Source organism: Paenibacillus sp. 2003 (genome assembly GCF_031455635.1).
GTDB lineage: Bacteria > Bacillota > Bacilli > Paenibacillales > Paenibacillaceae > Paenibacillus > Paenibacillus amylolyticus_B.
In genome coordinates this window covers 97652-114649 of the sequence record NZ_JAVDTB010000013.1, presented here as the reverse complement: position 1 = coordinate 114649, position 16998 = coordinate 97652, and the positions used below count along the sequence as shown (strand labels likewise).

Annotated in this window: 15 protein-coding genes, 1 rRNA gene and 1 pseudogene; 14 read left to right on the top strand and 3 right to left on the bottom strand. The window is 44.6% G+C overall.

The features are described from left to right. Positions 1-85, top strand: a 5S ribosomal RNA gene (gene rrf, locus J2X75_RS28920); the annotation flags it as partial. A gap of 160 nt (positions 86-245) precedes the next feature. Here the strand turns inward: rrf and J2X75_RS28915 are convergent. Both J2X75_RS28915 and J2X75_RS28910 read right to left on the bottom strand, forming a co-directional pair. Then, positions 246-668, bottom strand: a complete 423-nt coding sequence (locus tag J2X75_RS28915; protein WP_307540107.1) for a hypothetical protein — start codon at positions 666-668, stop codon at positions 246-248. Between the two features lie 380 nt (positions 669-1048). Next, the gene (locus J2X75_RS28910) at positions 1049-2407 is read right to left on the bottom strand and encodes an MATE family efflux transporter (protein ID WP_310342939.1); all 1359 of its coding nucleotides are present in this window, start codon (positions 2405-2407) and stop codon (positions 1049-1051) included. 162 nt (positions 2408-2569) lie between these two features. Here J2X75_RS28910 and J2X75_RS28905 point away from each other — a divergent pair. From J2X75_RS28905 to J2X75_RS28855, 11 genes and pseudogenes are all read left to right on the top strand, one after another. Then, positions 2570-3309: pseudogene (locus tag J2X75_RS28905) on the top strand (class I SAM-dependent methyltransferase). A 223-nt stretch (positions 3310-3532) separates the two neighbouring features. Further along, entirely contained in the window at positions 3533-4111 is a 579-nt protein-coding gene (locus J2X75_RS28900; RefSeq protein WP_310342937.1) for an RNA polymerase sigma factor, read from the top strand. Beyond that, on the top strand, positions 4108-5391 hold the full coding sequence (locus tag J2X75_RS28895; RefSeq protein WP_310342934.1) for a hypothetical protein: 1284 nt from the start codon (positions 4108-4110) through the stop codon (positions 5389-5391). Before J2X75_RS28900 ends, J2X75_RS28895 begins: the two co-directional genes overlap by 4 nt. 59 nt (positions 5392-5450) lie before the next feature. Further along, a complete protein-coding gene (locus tag J2X75_RS28890; protein ID WP_192136472.1) occupies positions 5451-5909 on the top strand; it encodes a 2-thiouracil desulfurase family protein in 459 nt (152 codons plus the stop codon). 195 nt (positions 5910-6104) lie between these two features. Then, a complete protein-coding gene (locus J2X75_RS28885) occupies positions 6105-7850 on the top strand; it encodes a methyl-accepting chemotaxis protein (protein ID WP_310342931.1) in 1746 nt (581 codons plus the stop codon). 212 nt (positions 7851-8062) lie between these two features. Beyond that, complete coding sequence (locus J2X75_RS28880; protein ID WP_310342927.1) at positions 8063-8740, top strand: NAD(P)H-dependent oxidoreductase; 678 nt, start codon at positions 8063-8065, stop codon at positions 8738-8740. A gap of 188 nt (positions 8741-8928) precedes the next feature. Next, entirely contained in the window at positions 8929-9351 is a 423-nt protein-coding gene (locus J2X75_RS28875) for a MarR family winged helix-turn-helix transcriptional regulator (RefSeq protein ID WP_310342924.1), read from the top strand. Positions 9352-9517: 166 nt separating this feature from the next. Further along, on the top strand, positions 9518-10099 hold the full coding sequence (locus tag J2X75_RS28870) for an NAD(P)H-dependent oxidoreductase (protein ID WP_310342921.1): 582 nt from the start codon (positions 9518-9520) through the stop codon (positions 10097-10099). A 114-nt stretch (positions 10100-10213) separates the two neighbouring features. Further along, positions 10214-10525: an ArsR/SmtB family transcription factor gene (locus J2X75_RS28865; protein WP_017690814.1), complete on the top strand. Its 312-nt coding sequence runs from the start codon at positions 10214-10216 to the stop codon at positions 10523-10525. 159 nt (positions 10526-10684) lie between these two features. Further along, complete coding sequence (locus J2X75_RS28860; RefSeq protein WP_091018801.1) at positions 10685-11719, top strand: LLM class flavin-dependent oxidoreductase; 1035 nt, start codon at positions 10685-10687, stop codon at positions 11717-11719. 312 nt (positions 11720-12031) lie between these two features. Further along, entirely contained in the window at positions 12032-13192 is a 1161-nt protein-coding gene (locus J2X75_RS28855; RefSeq protein ID WP_036614215.1) for an AI-2E family transporter, read from the top strand. Positions 13193-13345: 153 nt separating this feature from the next. On the opposite strand, the gene J2X75_RS28850 is transcribed toward J2X75_RS28855, so the two are convergent. Beyond that, positions 13346-13717, bottom strand: coding sequence for an ArsR/SmtB family transcription factor (locus J2X75_RS28850; protein WP_310342915.1), 372 nt, complete (start codon positions 13715-13717; stop codon positions 13346-13348). A 227-nt stretch (positions 13718-13944) separates the two neighbouring features. Here J2X75_RS28850 and J2X75_RS28845 point away from each other — a divergent pair, with 227 nt between their 5' ends. Together J2X75_RS28845 and J2X75_RS28840 are read left to right on the top strand one after the other, a co-directional pair. Continuing rightward, positions 13945-16299 (top strand): heavy metal translocating P-type ATPase, encoded by a 2355-nt coding sequence (locus tag J2X75_RS28845; RefSeq protein WP_310342912.1) that lies wholly within the window; start codon positions 13945-13947, stop codon positions 16297-16299. 208 nt (positions 16300-16507) lie between these two features. Then, the gene (locus J2X75_RS28840) at positions 16508-16864 is read left to right on the top strand and encodes an SdpI family protein (RefSeq protein WP_310342909.1); all 357 of its coding nucleotides are present in this window, start codon (positions 16508-16510) and stop codon (positions 16862-16864) included. Positions 16865-16998: the final 134 nt, after the last annotated feature.

Below are 16998 nucleotides of genomic sequence, written 5' to 3'. Positions count from 1 at the left end.
ACCCATCCCGAACACGACCGTTAAGCCCTCTAGCGCCGATGGTACTTGGACCGCAGGGTCCTGGGAGAGTAGGACGCCGCCAAGCAATAGGAAGACACACTTGATTATATCGAGTGTGTCTTTTTTTGTTAATATGTTATACATTGCATATAAAGAATTGAGTGAAAGCCGATAGGTCTCCCCCCGCGCTGTATGACATTCCATAAGTAAACAAATACAGTGTGATTCCTACGATTTAGTATATTTTAATAGTGAATTTGGTAATCTCCTCCCCCACCATTAGGTGAGTACCCTACGATTTTATGGTAACCATATAGATTCCTTAAAGTGATAGTTTTCGTTCTCAAGTCTGATGCGATTACTCGTCCACTTCCCTTCAAATTTCCACTCATATCAACAACATTAAATACATATTCCCCAGTCGAACGAGGAAGAAAAGAAAACGTGACATTTCCACTCAAATAGATATCCGTTGAGTAACCTCCATCGAAATACTCTACTAAAAGGTTTTGGGCAAAGATAGTAGCTTCTTGTTCCTGTTTTATCTGTGCATCTTGTGAAGGGATTATAGGCATAGACATATCATCAGCAAATACCGCTGGAACAGATGCTAGGAGCAAAGCCATGGAAGAGAGAGTTGAAATTGCAGTTTTTTGATATTTCTTCACAATCGAACATCTCCTTTTCATATAAAAATTCGAGATTGATGATACTCGCAGTAGCTTTCCTCACAGTCATTTCCTAGGATAAAAGTGAGGGGAGGTCTGGCGCCGTATATAGTTTGACAAGACAACCATACTCCAATTAACAAATATATACAATTATATAAAGAGAGTTTTATATCCTATTTTTGTTAAATATATACTTTATTCATATATCATTCACATTTTCTATAGTTATACTATTCAAGCAACCGTTAATAGCACAATGGACGATACGATATTTGGTTCTGATTATATTTGCTTTAAGCATAACAAAGCCCTGCCCGATCTATGTAGACCGAGGAGGGCTATATCTTTTCTCTATACGTTCATTTAATCCATTATGACTACTCATCAGGATGCAACGCGTTTATTCGATCCGTAAGGGATCGTTTTCTATAGTACACGGCTATGGTTGCGAGAACCAGCATTTCGGACAGCGGTACGGCAAGCCACACACCCGTGACACCAAAGAATGAAGGCAGGACTGCAATCAACGCAATCATGATGATCATTTCACGCGCAGCTGTAATCCAGATGGCCATTTTGGCATTACCTACAGATTGGAAATAGGTGCTCATGACAAAGTTAACACCCATAAACACATAGGCAAATGTAAATATACGTAATCCGTAAACGGCATTATCCGTTACGCCACTACTGAAGTTTCCAAAAAATTGTACGAAATAAGGTGCACCGATCTGAACAACAACCAGTAACAATAGACCGCATGTGAGAGCCGTTTTGGTGGCTAACCGTATCGTTTGTTGTACACGTTTAACCTGACTTGCACCGTGATAATAGCTTATCAGAGGTTGGGCAGCGGATGCCAGACCTAGGAAAGCCAACAATACAACACCATGAATGTAGTTCAACACGGTAAAGGATGCTACACCATCCGTGCCCGCAATGCGGTCCATGGAGATATTGTGAGAGACAGAGAAGACCGACATGCCAAGTTCAGCCAGAAAGCTGGGGAAACCAATAAGCAGCAGGGAAGCCAGCAGTTTGTTGTTCCATTTGAACCGGGTGAACGTGAGATTATTTGTTTTTTTGAAAAAATGAGTGAACAGGACAAGTAGCGCAAGAGACGCCGATACAATTGTACCGAGGGCCACACCGCGTACACCCCATTCGAGTACATACAATGTTACATAATTAATGATGATATTGGCCACAGCAAACGTAATCTGAGCGTACATGGATGTGTTGGGATTCCCATCGTTTCGTACAAAGACAGAGAGTGCATTCTCAATGGTGAAAACGAACCCGAACAATAACATGATATTCATATAGTCCGAAGCAAACGGGAAGGTCTCGGCATTAGCACCGAGGGAGTATACCAGCTTGTCTTTGAACGTAAATGCAGTATATCCAATGGCCAACGTAACTAGCATAATGAGCATAATGGATTTGGTGAAAATTTGTTTGGCTGATGTGATATCTTTTCTACCCATAGCGTTAGAGTACAAAGTTGCCCCGCCCATACCAATCCATAGCGACATGGCAACAAAAAGCGTGTAGACAGGTGAGGCAATGCCGATCCCGGCCATCGCGGTAGAACCCAGTTTGTGTCCAACCATAATGCCGTCGATAATAAAATTAAAAGCAACTACCAGCATCCCCAATACAGAAGGCACGAGGTAGCTTATAAAAGCTTTGCCTACAGATTGCCCTTCCAATGGATGCGTCCAATTCGTATTCATAATGACCTCCGTTAGTAAACTGAATGTTCATTCTGTGTCTAATAATACTGAACGTTCGTTCTGTATGATAACACGCCATGAATTCTCTTGGCAACTTTTGCGTTTAAATATCGTTTATGTGATAGAGTAGGTGGATATTTATAAGGCGGGAGGAATCTCTTGATGAAACAAAATAAATACGATGAAGCTGAATTTTTCAATAACTACAGTAAGATGGCTCGTTCCGTTCAAGGGCTGGATGCAGCCGGGGAGTGGCATGAATTGCAGACTCTTTTGCCTGATTTGAAGGACAAACGTGTGCTGGATTTGGGATGTGGTTTTGGGTGGCATTGCCGGTATGCGCGTGAACAAAAAGCGAGTTCAGTGATCGGTGTAGATCTGTCTGAAAATATGCTTCAGCGTGCTCGTGAAATGACGGACGACCCGCAGATCCAGTACAAGCAGCTGGCGATTGAAGATATTGATTTTGCACCGGGACAATTTGATGTTGTGATCAGTTCACTTGCTTTGCATTATATTGAACGGTTAGACACGGTGTACGCGAAGATCAATGATTGTCTTATTGAAGGGGGCACATTTGTACTATCCTCCGAACATCCCATCTTCACCGCTCGCGCTGCGCAGGATTGGCATTACGGACCCGAAGGTGAGATCCTACACTGGCCCGTGGATGATTACCACGATGAAGGCAGACGTGTGGCGAACTTTTTGAGTCAGGATGTGGTCAAATATCATCGCACACTGGCAACACATCTCAATGAACTGATTAAGGCGGGGTTTGCTATTCAAAAGGTGGCGAATCCAAACCATCACCTGAGATGATTGAACAGTTTCCTGGCATGAGAGACGAGAATCGGAGACCGATGTTTCTGATGATTGCTGCGGTCAAAGTATCACGATGAAAATGATACGTTAGACTAGAGGGCAGAAAGAAACTGAGGAAGTGGAGCGTTCGCCTAAAAGCTTTCTGATAGAAATTTCTAACTAAGCAAACTTGAAGGAATCAGCGTGTTCAGTGATGTTGAACATGCTGTTTTTTATTTTGCTACAATAATAAAAAATAATGTCCAAAAGAGGGAACCAAACCACATTAGACTCAGTCATATTAAGTGAGGTGAACAACAGTTGGATGATCAATTACTGGCACAGGCTCAGACTATAGACAATTACACACTTAGCAGCATAATGGATGACTACGGAAATGACGTGTGGAATTACGCTTATTTTCTGACCAAAAGTGCCGAACAGGCAGATGAATTGTCACAGGAGGTATTTATTCGGGCGTACTCAGGGATCGCTCAATATCGTGGAGATTGCTCATTGAAAACATGGCTGTTGACGATTACTAGAAACACCACTTTTACATATCGAAAATCCAGATTTTTTCGTAGCAGTCTGTGGGGAGAGACGTTACCCATTGAGACAGAGCGTGAGGGTTCGAGCCATAGAGTCATGATTGCAGAGCAGCCTGCACATCCTTCGGCCGAGATGGAAGTGATGCGTAAGGAGCATATCCATGAAATCTGGGATATTGTTCTGGCGTTGCCAAAGAAGTTCCGGGAAATTCTTTTGCTGAATCTGAAATATGAGCTTACGACGAGTGAGATTGCTGAGATGTTGAAAATCAGCTCAGGCACAGTAAAATCCAGACTATCCCGAGGTAAGGATAAGGTACGAAAACATTGGGAGGAGCGAAGCAAATGAGACAAAAGGATGAGCAATGGGAAAAGGAAATCCGGAAGGGACCGTTTGCTTCGTCTCCTTTTACAGAGGATCACAAGCAAAAGGTGCTTCAACAGGTGGAGTGGATGAAGAAGTCGGAAGAGGGAAGCAAAGGAGATAAGCCAGAGAGCAGGTCCAGGTTGTCCAGGCCGTTTAGACCGCAAGTGAACAACGTGTCCCACAAGCGTCGCCCTAGAAGAGGGCCTCTTGTTGCCGGCACGGGTGCGTTGGTTATTGCTGCTGGATTGTTCCTATGGATCTGGGATGATGGACAGCTGGTGAAACCCGTGATCGAGCAGGTCTATCCGACAGCAGCATTACAGTTATCCGATGATTTGAACACGAATTTGCTAACCGACAAAATGAAAAGAAATGTTGCGACTACCATGCGAGACGATCTGGGTAAACAGCTGAAGATTACGAAAGTGGAAGACCTGCCTGTGTCCGGCAGAATATATGTAGAGGCTGGAAATGAAAGCGAGAAGGAGTATGCACAGATATGGCTCGATGCAACAACAGGAAATCTGCGTGAAGTGGGAATGAGACGTGAGATGCAGCCGAGCGAGTTGGAACACCGTTATCTGCGTCAAGTTCCATCGCTTTTGCAAAGTATAGGCAGTACGCCAACGCTTAAACCTGTAGCAGTACAACGTTATGTGAGTATGAAGCAAGGGGAATTGGAGCCGATATCACATACGACATTAGCGTTAGAGAATGAGACTGGCGATGGTTATGGGGAGATTGTATGGCAGCAGGATAAGGCTGTTTCGATCACAGGCGACCTTAGACCTGATCAAATATCACAGGCAGCACTGGCGGATGCCAGAAACGCGATTGAGGCTCTGTCTGGTAAAGCCAATCTTGATCTGGTAAGAGCAAGCCGAAGCAAAGATGATGAACTCGGCAAGGATACAGTCTCCTTTTCCTTTAAAGATAACTACTTTGTCCAAATGACCGACGGAAAAGAGGGCTTGGGTTATACGGTTGGGGATGCCAATCATTATGAGCAAGACTTTGCAGACTGGGAAGAAATAGAGGCTTATTATCAGGAACTATATAACATACAGGAGTCTCTTCTTAGACGAGAAGTAGAACCTATAATTAAAAAAATATTTAAAATGGATCTTCAAGCGTATAAACTTCACCGTAATCCTGACCATCCAGGCATGGTCACATTTGAACTGGAGTCGAGCACGGATATTTTTCAGGTTGAATACAGGGAAGATGGACGGATCAAGATGATCACCAGAGGCGAGTTATAGGGCTTGATCTTATATGTTACAATTTACTTCATAGATGGAATGAGTATAAGGAGATATCGATGAAATATTTGGTGAGTTCATGTCTGGCGGGGGTAGCTTGCCGTTACAATGGAACAGCGAGCCTGGATGAGAAGATTCAGGAGCTGGTGGAGCAGGAGCAGGCTAAGATGGTATGCCCGGAGCTGCTTGGCGGATTCTCCACTCCACGGGAACCGGCTGAAATTATCGGTGGCACGGGTAAGGATGTGCTGGCAGGCACTGCAAAAGTGATCGAGAAAAGTGGCAAGGATGTCACAGACCTATATATCAAGGGAGCCTATCAGACACTCGAATGGGCGCGAGAATTGAATGTATCGTGTGTGGTACTGAAGGAGTTTAGTCCGTCCTGTGGTACACAGATGATCTATGATGGGAATTTTGCCAATCACAAGGTAACTGGTGAAGGTGTCACATCAGCATTGCTGCGACAAGAAGGATATACCGTCATTTCTGAAAATGAATGGATGGAGCAACTATAGGTCGCACAGATATCGTTTCATATTCACAGAAAAGCCGCTGGATTATATCCTGGCGGCTTTTCTGTTGTCTACCATTACTTTTCTCATTAAATGAATAAAGTCGATTTTCCTGAAATGCTAACAAACAATATGGATACATACGATATAGATATAAGATATATAAGGCTATCTACTATTTAAAGTGGGGGAATAATCATGTCAATTCAGTCTAAGCCAAAAGATAAGAAAGGAAATAAACTCAAAAATATAAAATTAACAACAACGATGGTCATCATGACTGTAATTAGTCTAATCGGCTTGTTTACTGTCTTTCTGATTGGGATTTTGGGAATGAACGAAGCAAAAATGGGACAAGGTATCCTCTACAATGACCGCTTCCAGCATCAAACCAATGTTCTTGAATTGAAAAGTAATTTCTATAATATGCGCGCCAATTATACAAAGGTTCTTGATAATGCAGAGTATACCGACAAACAGTACGATCAGGTTCAGAAAGGTAAGAAGAGTATCACGGATGGCATGAATGAATTTTCAGCAAGAAACTTGGATACCAAAGAAAAAGAGATATTTGCAGATTTGGTAGCAAAGATGGATACATATTATCAGGATATTGAGCAAATCATGGATACCAAAAAGATGTCGGGCACCTACGATAGTGAAGAGAGAGGAAGAATTAACAAAAGCAGTACAGCGATTGTGGAGACGATCACCCTTTTGAGTGCGTATAACGAAGAAGAGTCAGCCAAGCTCTATGCGGATACACAGGAAGTAATTCAGCAGCGAGCATTGGTGCTTGGTTCGGTTCTTTTGCTTTCACTTGCAGCACTCATTCTTATTTCATTTGTAATGATTCGCAGTATACGTCAACGAATGAAAGCAATCACCCGTTATTGTGAAGAAATAACACAAGGCAACTTAACGGCATCCTTAGATCCGCATCTAACACAAGGAAACAATGAGATAAGTGTCATCGCACGAGCTATTCGTACAATGACCGATTCCACAACAAATGTCATTCGTGGTGTAATTCAGGAATCACATCATATCAACCAGGTTAGCGATCTTACCAACCAGAACATGGCTGGTCTGAATGAACGGATTCGTGAAGTATCAGCTACAGTTGAAGAGCTCTCGGCTGCAATGGAAGAGGCTTCAGCCCATACGGAAAATATGAATCATTCGGCTGCTGAGATGCAACAGGGAGCTGAATATATATCGGAACAGACATCTAAACAAGCAGAATCCGCCTATGTGACCAGCACGAAGGCTGAAAAGTTGAAGCAGGAAGCCCGCGAATCGAGCCGAGCAGCCATAGACATGTATGATCATACGAGTAAGAAAATGTCAGAAGCGCTGGAACGTGCAACAGCTGTAGATCAGATTGGTATATTATCCCAGTCTATTTTGGATGTTACAGCGCAGACTAATCTGCTTGCACTCAATGCATCCATTGAAGCTGCAAGAGCTGGAGAAGCAGGGAGAGGTTTTGCGGTTGTAGCAAGTGAGATTCGAAAGTTGGCTGATGATTCCAGACAGGCTGCCGATCAAATCCAACAGGTCACGGAAGAAGTTATGCAGTCTGTAACCAATCTGTCCTCGAATGCCAAAGAGTTGCTATCCTTTATGTTCAATCAGGTTGGCAAAGATTATAAATTATTGGAGGATACAGCTGAACAGTATTATGTCGATTCCCTTGATCATGCCAATGCAGTTAAAGATCTCAATGCAACTTCACAACAAGTGACTGCAAATATCAAAATACTAGTGGGCTCCATTCACGAGATTGCATCAGCCAGTGAACAATCAGCCGCATCCAGTCAGGAAATCGCAGGACACATGGTCGCCTCTGCTGCGCAATCTGTGGAAGTAGTTAAACAATCTGATCAAGTCAAGGATAGTGCATTAAATCTGAATAAGCTGGTTCAAGATTTCAAGATTTAAAAGGAAAAGAGTCGTAGATAATCTACTAGGGCCATGTAAGCGTCCTAGTGGATTATCGCTGCCTCTCATCCAATACTTACTTTTATAAACCAAGAAACAATAATGTGCGTACTTTTAATTTATGCGTATAGAACCTAAACTAATACTTGAGATGATACAACTTAAACATTATTGTTCAACATAAAAAATATATAAAAAGGACGTGGAGCTCCATGGAAGTTACAGCAAAGTCAAAGACAAAGGAAGACATTTTAAAGGCTTATCATTTCCGACATGCAACAAAGATATTTGATGATACCCGTAAAATCTCGGATGGGGATTTCCAATTTATATTGGAAACAGGCAGATTATCTCCAAGTTCCATTGGTCTTGAACCGTGGAAGTTTCTGATTGTACAAAATCCGGACCTGCGTAAGCGTCTGTCCGAAGTCTCTTCCGGCGCTCAAAAGCAATTGGCTACAGCAAGCCATTTTGTTGTTATTTTGGCCCGATCAGATGCCAGTTATAATTCTCCCTATGCGGAGTACATGTTGAAGGAAACAAAGGGAATGCCAAATAACTTATTTGAGCTAACAAGTGAGGCTTATGGAAAGTTCCAAAATAACCAGAAAATTCTGGATAATCCACGATCATTATTCGATTGGGCATCCAAACAGACTTATATTGCACTTGGCAACATGATGACGGCGGCAGCTCAGATCGAGATTGATTCTTGTCCAATCGAAGGTTTCAGCCGTGAGGATGTCCATCGGATTATGGAAGATGAGGGTTTGCTGGAGGATGGTGCATGGGACGTCTCGGTGATGGCAGCCTTCGGTTATCGGGTAGAGGAGCCCCAACGTGAGAAGTCCAGACAATCCGTTGAGAAAATTACCCAATGGATTAACTGAATACAGCATGAACTCAATATGAATCAAAAATGATGATCTAAGATCTAAAATCTAATTTACATTATAGGACAGGATCATAACAGAATCGAAACAGCCCGATATTTTCCACATGTTAAAAGGATGGAAAGGGCTGTTTTTTTTATAAAAAAGAACTTGAAAATACATAGATGTCTATGTATAATGAGGTCATGCCAAAATACAACGCAATTGCACTGATTGCAAGAATCAGGGATCATGTCAACAAACGGATTGTACACGAATTGGAACAGCATGAAGTGACAGGCATTGTACCTTCTCATGGAGATGTATTAATGTTCTTGTACCGGGAAGAGACGCTGTCGATCAAGATGTTGGCTGAACGTATTCAACGCACGCAACCAACGGTAACGGTACTGGTCAACAAGCTGGAGAAGCTCGGATATGTTGAACGCAGCAAGAGTGCCGAAGATAGCCGGGTGACGATGATTTGCCTAACCGAACAGGGGAAGCGACTCGAACCGATCTTTCATCAGGTATCAGAGCAGATTAATGACATCATCTATAGTGGCCTGTCCGATGAACAGTCGGAGCAATTGGAGAGCTTGCTGTCCATTATTGTTCGAAAGTTATAATGAATGAACTCTTCTGTCTGCAACCCTTCCAGATTTAACTGGGATGGAGGCAGAGGAGCCCAAATATTTTTTTACCCATATACATAGATATCTATGTATGTGGAACGTATCAATGTAACCCCATTTTCGCAACCTAACTCAAACCAAACCTGGAGGGATTCACACTATGAAACATCTTATCGTATATGCTCACCCGCACACAGACAGCTTGAATAACGCAATCCTCAATACTGCTGTAGAAGCTCTCGAAGCTCAAGGTCATGAAGTGGTTGTTCGTGATTTATATAAGCTTGGATTCCAACCCGTACTGACTGAAGCTGATACAGCTTCCATGCGCGCAGGGCAGACACCACAGGATATCGCTACAGAGCAGCAGTTTGTTACGGATGCAGAAGCTATTACATTCATCTATCCAATCTGGTGGACAGGTCTTCCTGCCATTATGAAAGGATATGTTGACCGTGTATTCGCCTATGGTTTTGCATATGCAGCGGGTGAAGCGGGAATTGAGAAATTGCTGACAGGCAAAAAAGGACTCATCATCAACACACATGGTACACCAAGTGAAATTTATGATCAGATTGGCATGACTGCTGGATTGAAAATAACTTCAGACGTAGGTATCTTCGATTTTGTAGGCATTGAAGCCGTAGATCATCTGCTCTTTGGAAGTATTGGATATCTGGATGCACCCGCATATCAAGCCATGTTGGATCAGGTTAAACAAACGGTTACAACCAAATTCTAATATGGATGTTGATTCTAAATTTGGATTCCATATGATTCCAGACCGACTCAATCATGAGTCGGTTTGTTTGTTCATGTGTTTGCAAAATGGATGAAAGGGGGTATAATCGTACCCATGGAACCTATACTTATATTCAAAGCGTTATCGAACGAGACACGTAGACAAATCCTGTTGTGGCTCAAAAACCCGGAGCAACACTTTCCACCGCTGGAACTATCTCAGCATCCGGATGGTGGCAAGAACGGAATCTGTGTTGGCACGATTCAACTGAAGGCTGGACTGGCTCAGTCGGTTATATCCAGTTATTTGCTGACCATGCTCAAGGCAGGGTTGCTGCTCTCCGAGCGAAGAGGACAATGGACGTATTATCGGCGCAACGAGGAGACGATCCGTCAGTTTGCCGAGTACGTGCAGAACGAGTTATAAGCCGGATGCCGGAACGGAAGCTAGGATGCACATGCAGGCAGGGATTCCGTCCGGATGTAAACGGCTAGTTCAGTATCACATCACCATATCCAGTTGTGATTTAATTAATCTATATATCTGGATATACAAAAATATAATCATCGAGGAGATTAAACGATAATGACTACAGAAAATACGGCTTCATCCCATAAAGAACACATCAATGACGTTAAGCTTTCCATCCTGGATCTGGCTCCTGTCGTAGTGGGTGCAACACCTGCTGATGCTTTGCGCAACAGCCTGGATCTGGCACAGCATGCTGAGCGTTGGGGATATCACCGTTACTGGGTAGCTGAACATCACAACATGCCGGGTATTGCTTCATCCGCAACTTCGGTTGTTATTGGATATCTGGCTGGTGGAACCAAAACGATTCGTCTGGGTTCAGGAGGCATCATGTTGCCTAACCATGCACCGCTTGTCATCGCTGAGCAGTTCGGCACACTGGAATCCTTGTATCCTGGCAGAATTGATCTGGGACTGGGTCGCGCACCAGGTAGTGACCGCCGTACATCGCTTGCACTGCGCAAAGATCTGAACAGTGGGGAAGATTTCCCTGAGCTGTTGGCAGAACTAAGAGCATACTTTGATGCTTCGGCGACATCTTATCATGCGCCTGTTCGCGCAGTTCCTGGAGAAGGATTGAATATTCCAATTTACCTCTTGGGGTCCAGTGATTTCAGCGCACGTTTGGCAGGTCAGCTGGGATTGCCGTTTGCTTTTGCCAGCCACTTCTCGCCCGATTACACCCGGATTGCATTAGAGACGTATCGAAACAACTTCCAACCATCTGAAAGCTTGAAGGAGCCACATGTGATTGTTGGTGTCAACGCTGTTGTTGCGGATACAGACGAAGAAGCAGCATGGCTGGGTACAACGATGCAACAGCAGTTCCTGAACATTATTCGTGGCACAACGGGATTGGTACAGCCTCCGGCAGAGATGGAAGGCAAATGGACGGATCGTGAGAAAGCTGGTGTTGAGCAGACACTGAAAGCAGCTGTTAACGGTTCGCCAGAAACAGTACGTGGACAGTTGGAATCCTTCATTCGGCAGACGCAGGCAGATGAGCTGATTATTACGTCGATGATCTATGATCATAAGGCACGTCTGCATTCCTATGAGTTAATCGCGCAATTGGCGGGAAGAGCCTAATCTTCATTTTCAGCATTAAAGCTGGCTTAATGGAAGGGTAGAGCTATAAATTTACGGTTCGTCTCCCAGTGAGGCGAGCCGTTTTTGAGTAGGGAAAATTTGCAAATGATTTGTATGGGGCAGAAGATTCATTTTGGGGTAAAATGACTTTATCGGTTTAATTTGAAACGGTTAATCAGCACCATACGTATAAATCCAGAGTGTTATACATATGTTGGCTTGTACAAGGTACTTTTTTATTCGTGTGTGGGGCATTTATCTAGCTTTATAGTTAAGTTTTGATTAAGGGTCATAAGAGAGGACGACACGCCTATGGAGCAACCTGAGCAACCCCGCGTTTGGCCGGAGCGGTTCAAGCGATTTTTTCTTAACAACAAGTTTGTGCTATTTCTGCTGATTCTGCTGTTGGTGGGACTGAACGTGATGGTTCTGACCAAAGTATCCTTTGTTCTTCATCCGCTCGCAGTACTCATCAAGACGATTGTGTTACCGATCATTCTGTCAGGCATACTCTACTATCTGCTGAATCCCATTGTGGATGTGATGGAGAGGTGGAAAATCAAGCGTGGCTGGTCCATTCTGATTCTTTATCTTGCAATTGGGGGCATTCTGACGGTCGTTGTGCTGGCAGTCATTCCAGTTGTGCGTAACCAGATTGTAGGACTAATTGAAAACTTTCCAACGTACAGTGAGACGGTAAAACAGCAGTTTGAGGAGCTTACGGGCAGTAAATTGTTCGGTCAGTTCCAGGAAACGGTGAACCTGAATTCGCAGGACTGGTGGGGAACAATCTCTCAAAAGGCTACTGAAATTCTGAACTCGACCTGGACCAAATTGGGCGGATTCCTTGGAGCCTTCACGGAGACCGTGCTGTCTATCGTAACGGTTCCGTTCATCCTGTTCTATCTGCTGAAAGACGGCAAGAAGCTTCCAGCGAAAATTCTGTCTTTCCTGCCAATCAAGAGCCGTACGGGCGCAATGCATGTACTGGAAGACATCAATCACCAGATCAGTTCATTCATTCGTGGACAGATTATCGTCAGCTTCTGCATCGGTATTCTGCTCTACATCGGTTATATGGTCATTGGTCTGGATTATGCACTGATTCTTGCAATTATCGCCTCGTTTACAAGTGTTGTTCCGTATTTGGGACCTGCAATTGCCATTACACCTGCGTTAATCGTGGCACTCGTCACTTCGCCGGTGATGCTGTTGAAGATGGTTGCCGTATGGACGATCGTACAGTTAATCGAAGGTAAATTCATCTCGCCACAGATCATGGGTAAAACGCTGAAGATTCATCCGATCACGATTATCTTTGTCATTCTGACTTCGGGTAATCTGTTTGGAGTCGTGGGCATTCTGCTTGCTGTTCCAGGATACGCGGTGCTGAAAGTATGTGTATCGCATATCTTCAACTGGTTCAAGGACAGATCCGGCCTGTATGATCCTAACAAGAACAATCTTTTATAACCAAAGTGGCAAGCTCCAATGGATAGTTTAATCAGACGATTTAGTCACTTTGTATCCTGTATAAAACGGTACCCTTACCAAGAAGAACCCCCGTCCATCGGCATACAGCCGAGAGGCGGGGGTTCTTCTGCATGAACAAGCTTGGCTGCTGCCCTAGCTGTGTTTAATATGTTGGAGCGTTTGCAGGAAAATCTGCTCAATATGAGCATCATCCAGAGAGTAGTACACGGTCTTGCCTTCCTTACGCCGTTTGACGATCCGCATGTTGCGGAGTGAACGTAGCTGGTGTGAAATGGCCGACTGTCCCATGTCGAGCAGAACCGTCAGGTCATGAACACATAATTCCTTCTGTAACAGCGCATCAATAATACGTAGACGTGTGGGGTCGCTGAATGCCTTGAACCAATCTGCCATCTCGGAAGACGTCTCCCGATCCATGAGTGAAGTGCGAATCTTCTGCACGTCGGCTTCAGTACCCGAGCAGGCTGCATCACATTCGCTTGGTGCTTTAACCGGTTGTTCCATTTCCTATCACCGCCTATGTTAACAACTATAGCTCTATTATATCCAAAACCCGCCTAAAGCGAAATGATTACTATTAGCATAATCTGTATGAAAAATCAACAACGATTGTTGACACTCATGTTTAGGCGTGCATATAATAGGGGTAACCAAACATATGAATGAGTGCTCATATATTGAATACAATTGAAATATAACATCGTTTTTGTACTGCAAAGGGGAGAATTCACATGGGAACCGGACAGGAACAGGTGAAAAGGGAACTGGTGCTTGATGGACTGGATTGTGCGAACTGCGCATTGAAGATTGAAAATGGCGTCAAAAAAATTAAGGGCATTAACGAATGCTCTGTAAATTTTGTTACCAAAACATTATCGCTGCACACCACTTCCGATATGGATGAACAGGTAGTGGAAGAAGCAAAGCGCAAAGTGCTTCGGCTGGAGCCTCATATTCGCATTTCGGAAAAAGGAAAACACGTGAACGGACATGTGCATACCCATACAGGGAGTGCAGTTGGTGCGCATAACCACAGTCATGACCATACCGGACATGATCATGGACATTCACATTCACATGGCAAACACTCGCATACGCATGATCAACATCAACATGGTCACGCACATGACCATGATCATACACATGAGCACGGGGGTCATGCTGGGCATGATCACAGCCATACCCATGATCACGATGCTCATGCAGGCCATTCGCATGAACATGGTGCAGGCCAGACCAAAGTATTGCTTGCTCGTCTTGCTGCCGGTTCTGTATTGCTCGCAGCTGCGATCTGGTCGCCGCCGGAGGGTTGGGCACAGTTTACTTTATATGCACTCGCTTATCTGATTGCCGGGGGAGATATCGTGCTCCAGGCGTCCAAAAACATCATCCGCGGTCAGGTGTTCGATGAATACTTCCTCATGTCCGTCGCTACCTTGGGTGCCTTTGCCATTGGAGAGTATCCGGAAGGGGTAGCGGTCATGCTCTTCTATCAGCTCGGAGAGCTGTTTCAGGGCATGGCGGTTAATCGGTCACGCAAGTCGATTCAGTCACTGATGGACATTCGCCCGGACTACGCGAATATTCTGACGGGTTCGGGTGACGAGACACGGCGTGTATCTCCGGAAGACGTACGGATCGGTGATCGTATTATCGTGAAGGCAGGAGAGCGAGTACCACTGGATGGTATCGTTCAAGCTGGGCGTTCCATGGTGGACACTTCTGCTCTGACAGGTGAATCCGTACCTCGTGAGCTGGAGTCCGGAAGTGATGTACTGAGTGGATTTGTGAACAAAAATGGTATGTTGACGATTGAAGTGACCAAAACGTTTGGTGAATCAACGGTATCCAAAATTTTGGATCTGGTGCAGAATGCAAGCAGTCGGAAGGCAAAAACAGAGCATTTTATTAGTAAATTCGCCCGTTATTACACCCCAGTTGTTGTGATCCTTGCAGCCCTGATTGCATTTGTTCCACCGTTGATACTTAGTGGTGCAACCTTTGCGGACTGGATCTATCGTGCATTGGTCTTCCTGGTTATCTCATGCCCTTGTGCGCTGGTGGTCTCTATTCCACTTGGATTCTTCGGTGGTATCGGAGCGGCTTCACGTAATGGGATTCTTGTCAAAGGCAGTAATTATCTTGAAGCATTAAACGATGTGAAAGTCGTTGTTTTTGATAAAACAGGTACACTAACCAAAGGTGTTTTCAAAGTAACAGCCATTCGTCCACAAGGCGGACGCACGGAAGAAGAACTAATGAAGCTGGCAGCCATTGCCGAAGCAAATTCCAATCATCCGATTGCCGAATCCATTCGCTCAGCCTGGGCCAAGGCCATTCCCACGCAAGGTGTGGAAGGTTATGATGAAGTTGCCGGACACGGGATCAAGGTGAGTGTGGATGGTCGGGAAGTGCTGGCAGGCAACGCTAAATTAATGAAGCAGGCTGGTATATCCTATACCACACCAGAGACGGCCGGAACGATAGTGCACGTTGCTGAAGCTGGCACGTATGTTGGTCATCTGATCATTGCCGATGAAGTAAAGGATGATGCAGCCGCTGCTATTCAGGCGCTGAAGAAGCTTGGCATTCGCAAAACGGTCATGCTGACAGGAGATGCCAAAGCCGTGGGTGAAGCGGTAGGACGCGAGCTGGGTGTGGATGAGGTCTATGCTGAATTGTTGCCACAGGATAAAGTCGAACGACTGGAGCAATTGGAAGCGGCCAAATCTCCGAAGGAAAAAATGGTGTTTGTTGGTGACGGCATCAACGATACACCTGTACTGGCGCGCGCCGATGTGGGCGTGGCCATGGGTGGGCTCGGCTCCGATGCCGCGATTGAAGCGGCTGATGTGGTCATTATGACCGATGAACCGTCGAAACTAGCGAGTGCAATCCGCATTGCTAAGCGTACACGCATGATTGTGTGGCAAAATATCGCGTTTGCTCTGGGGGTTAAAGCGATTTTCCTGCTACTGGGTGTGTTCGGCATTGCCACCATGTGGGAAGCGGTATTCTCGGATGTCGGTGTCACAGTACTGGCTGTCCTGAACGCCATGCGTGTACTTCGTGTGAAGAATATCTAAGTTTACGAAACGATCCAGGCGGCTCTTCGTATATACGTAGAGCCGTTTTTATATTTTTATGTAGATAAGTCTAACTAGACATTTACACGAGAACGGAGAGGTCAGAGATAACCTGAAGAAGTGAAGCTACATCGGCAGGTTATTCTATTATCGGAGGAGTCTCAGTGTAAGCAGGTCTATGGAAGACAACAGTGAAGGGGAGAACGTTTTGACAGGAGCAATAGTTGGGATCATCATTGGAGTGTGTTATTTCATTCTGGGGTTAATGGTGTTTAAAAAACCACCGAAAATGATTAACGGAATATATGGTTATCGGACCCCGCGTGCAATGAGTAATTCCGAGTTGTGGGACGAAGCGCAAAGTTATAGCGCAAATCTGATGATGCAATTTGGTGTGATTATCACGATATTCGGCATTATCGGTTTTTGGCTAACAGATGTACGAGCTTTGGTGCTGAGTTTGGTTGCTACAGGATTTTATACGTTCAGACTGTTTACCAGAGTTGAAGGTCGGTTGAAGCAAATGCAGCGTGCTCAACAGCAACAGAATGAGCAGAACGTTTAAGGTAAAATGAATGAATAGTTTACAGAGGAAGACTCGCGTGTGAAGCGGGTCTTTTTTTGTTGAAGATAGAGAATGGAAGGCGATGTTGAACTCGCTAAGGCTTTATGTTTAAAATCTAACGTTGACGTTAACGT

What these genes read in the sequence shown, in the direction of transcription:
- J2X75_RS28910 (WP_310342939.1), bottom strand. Translation starts at nt 2,407, where the DNA reads ATGAATACGAATTGGACGCATCCATTGGAAGGGCAATCTGTAGGCAAA.
- J2X75_RS28895 (WP_310342934.1), top strand. Translation starts at nt 4,108, where the DNA reads ATGAGACAAAAGGATGAGCAATGGGAAAAGGAAATCCGGAAGGGACCG.
- J2X75_RS28890 (WP_192136472.1), top strand. Translation starts at nt 5,451, where the DNA reads ATGAAATATTTGGTGAGTTCATGTCTGGCGGGGGTAGCTTGCCGTTAC.
- J2X75_RS28885 (WP_310342931.1), top strand. Translation starts at nt 6,105, where the DNA reads ATGTCAATTCAGTCTAAGCCAAAAGATAAGAAAGGAAATAAACTCAAA.
- J2X75_RS28880 (WP_310342927.1), top strand. Translation starts at nt 8,063, where the DNA reads ATGGAAGTTACAGCAAAGTCAAAGACAAAGGAAGACATTTTAAAGGCT.
- J2X75_RS28875 (WP_310342924.1), top strand. Translation starts at nt 8,929, where the DNA reads ATGCCAAAATACAACGCAATTGCACTGATTGCAAGAATCAGGGATCAT.
- J2X75_RS28870 (WP_310342921.1), top strand. Translation starts at nt 9,518, where the DNA reads ATGAAACATCTTATCGTATATGCTCACCCGCACACAGACAGCTTGAAT.
- J2X75_RS28865 (WP_017690814.1), top strand. Translation starts at nt 10,214, where the DNA reads ATGGAACCTATACTTATATTCAAAGCGTTATCGAACGAGACACGTAGA.
- J2X75_RS28860 (WP_091018801.1), top strand. Translation starts at nt 10,685, where the DNA reads ATGACTACAGAAAATACGGCTTCATCCCATAAAGAACACATCAATGAC.
- J2X75_RS28855 (WP_036614215.1), top strand. Translation starts at nt 12,032, where the DNA reads ATGGAGCAACCTGAGCAACCCCGCGTTTGGCCGGAGCGGTTCAAGCGA.
- J2X75_RS28850 (WP_310342915.1), bottom strand. Translation starts at nt 13,717, where the DNA reads ATGGAACAACCGGTTAAAGCACCAAGCGAATGTGATGCAGCCTGCTCG.
- J2X75_RS28845 (WP_310342912.1), top strand. Translation starts at nt 13,945, where the DNA reads ATGGGAACCGGACAGGAACAGGTGAAAAGGGAACTGGTGCTTGATGGA.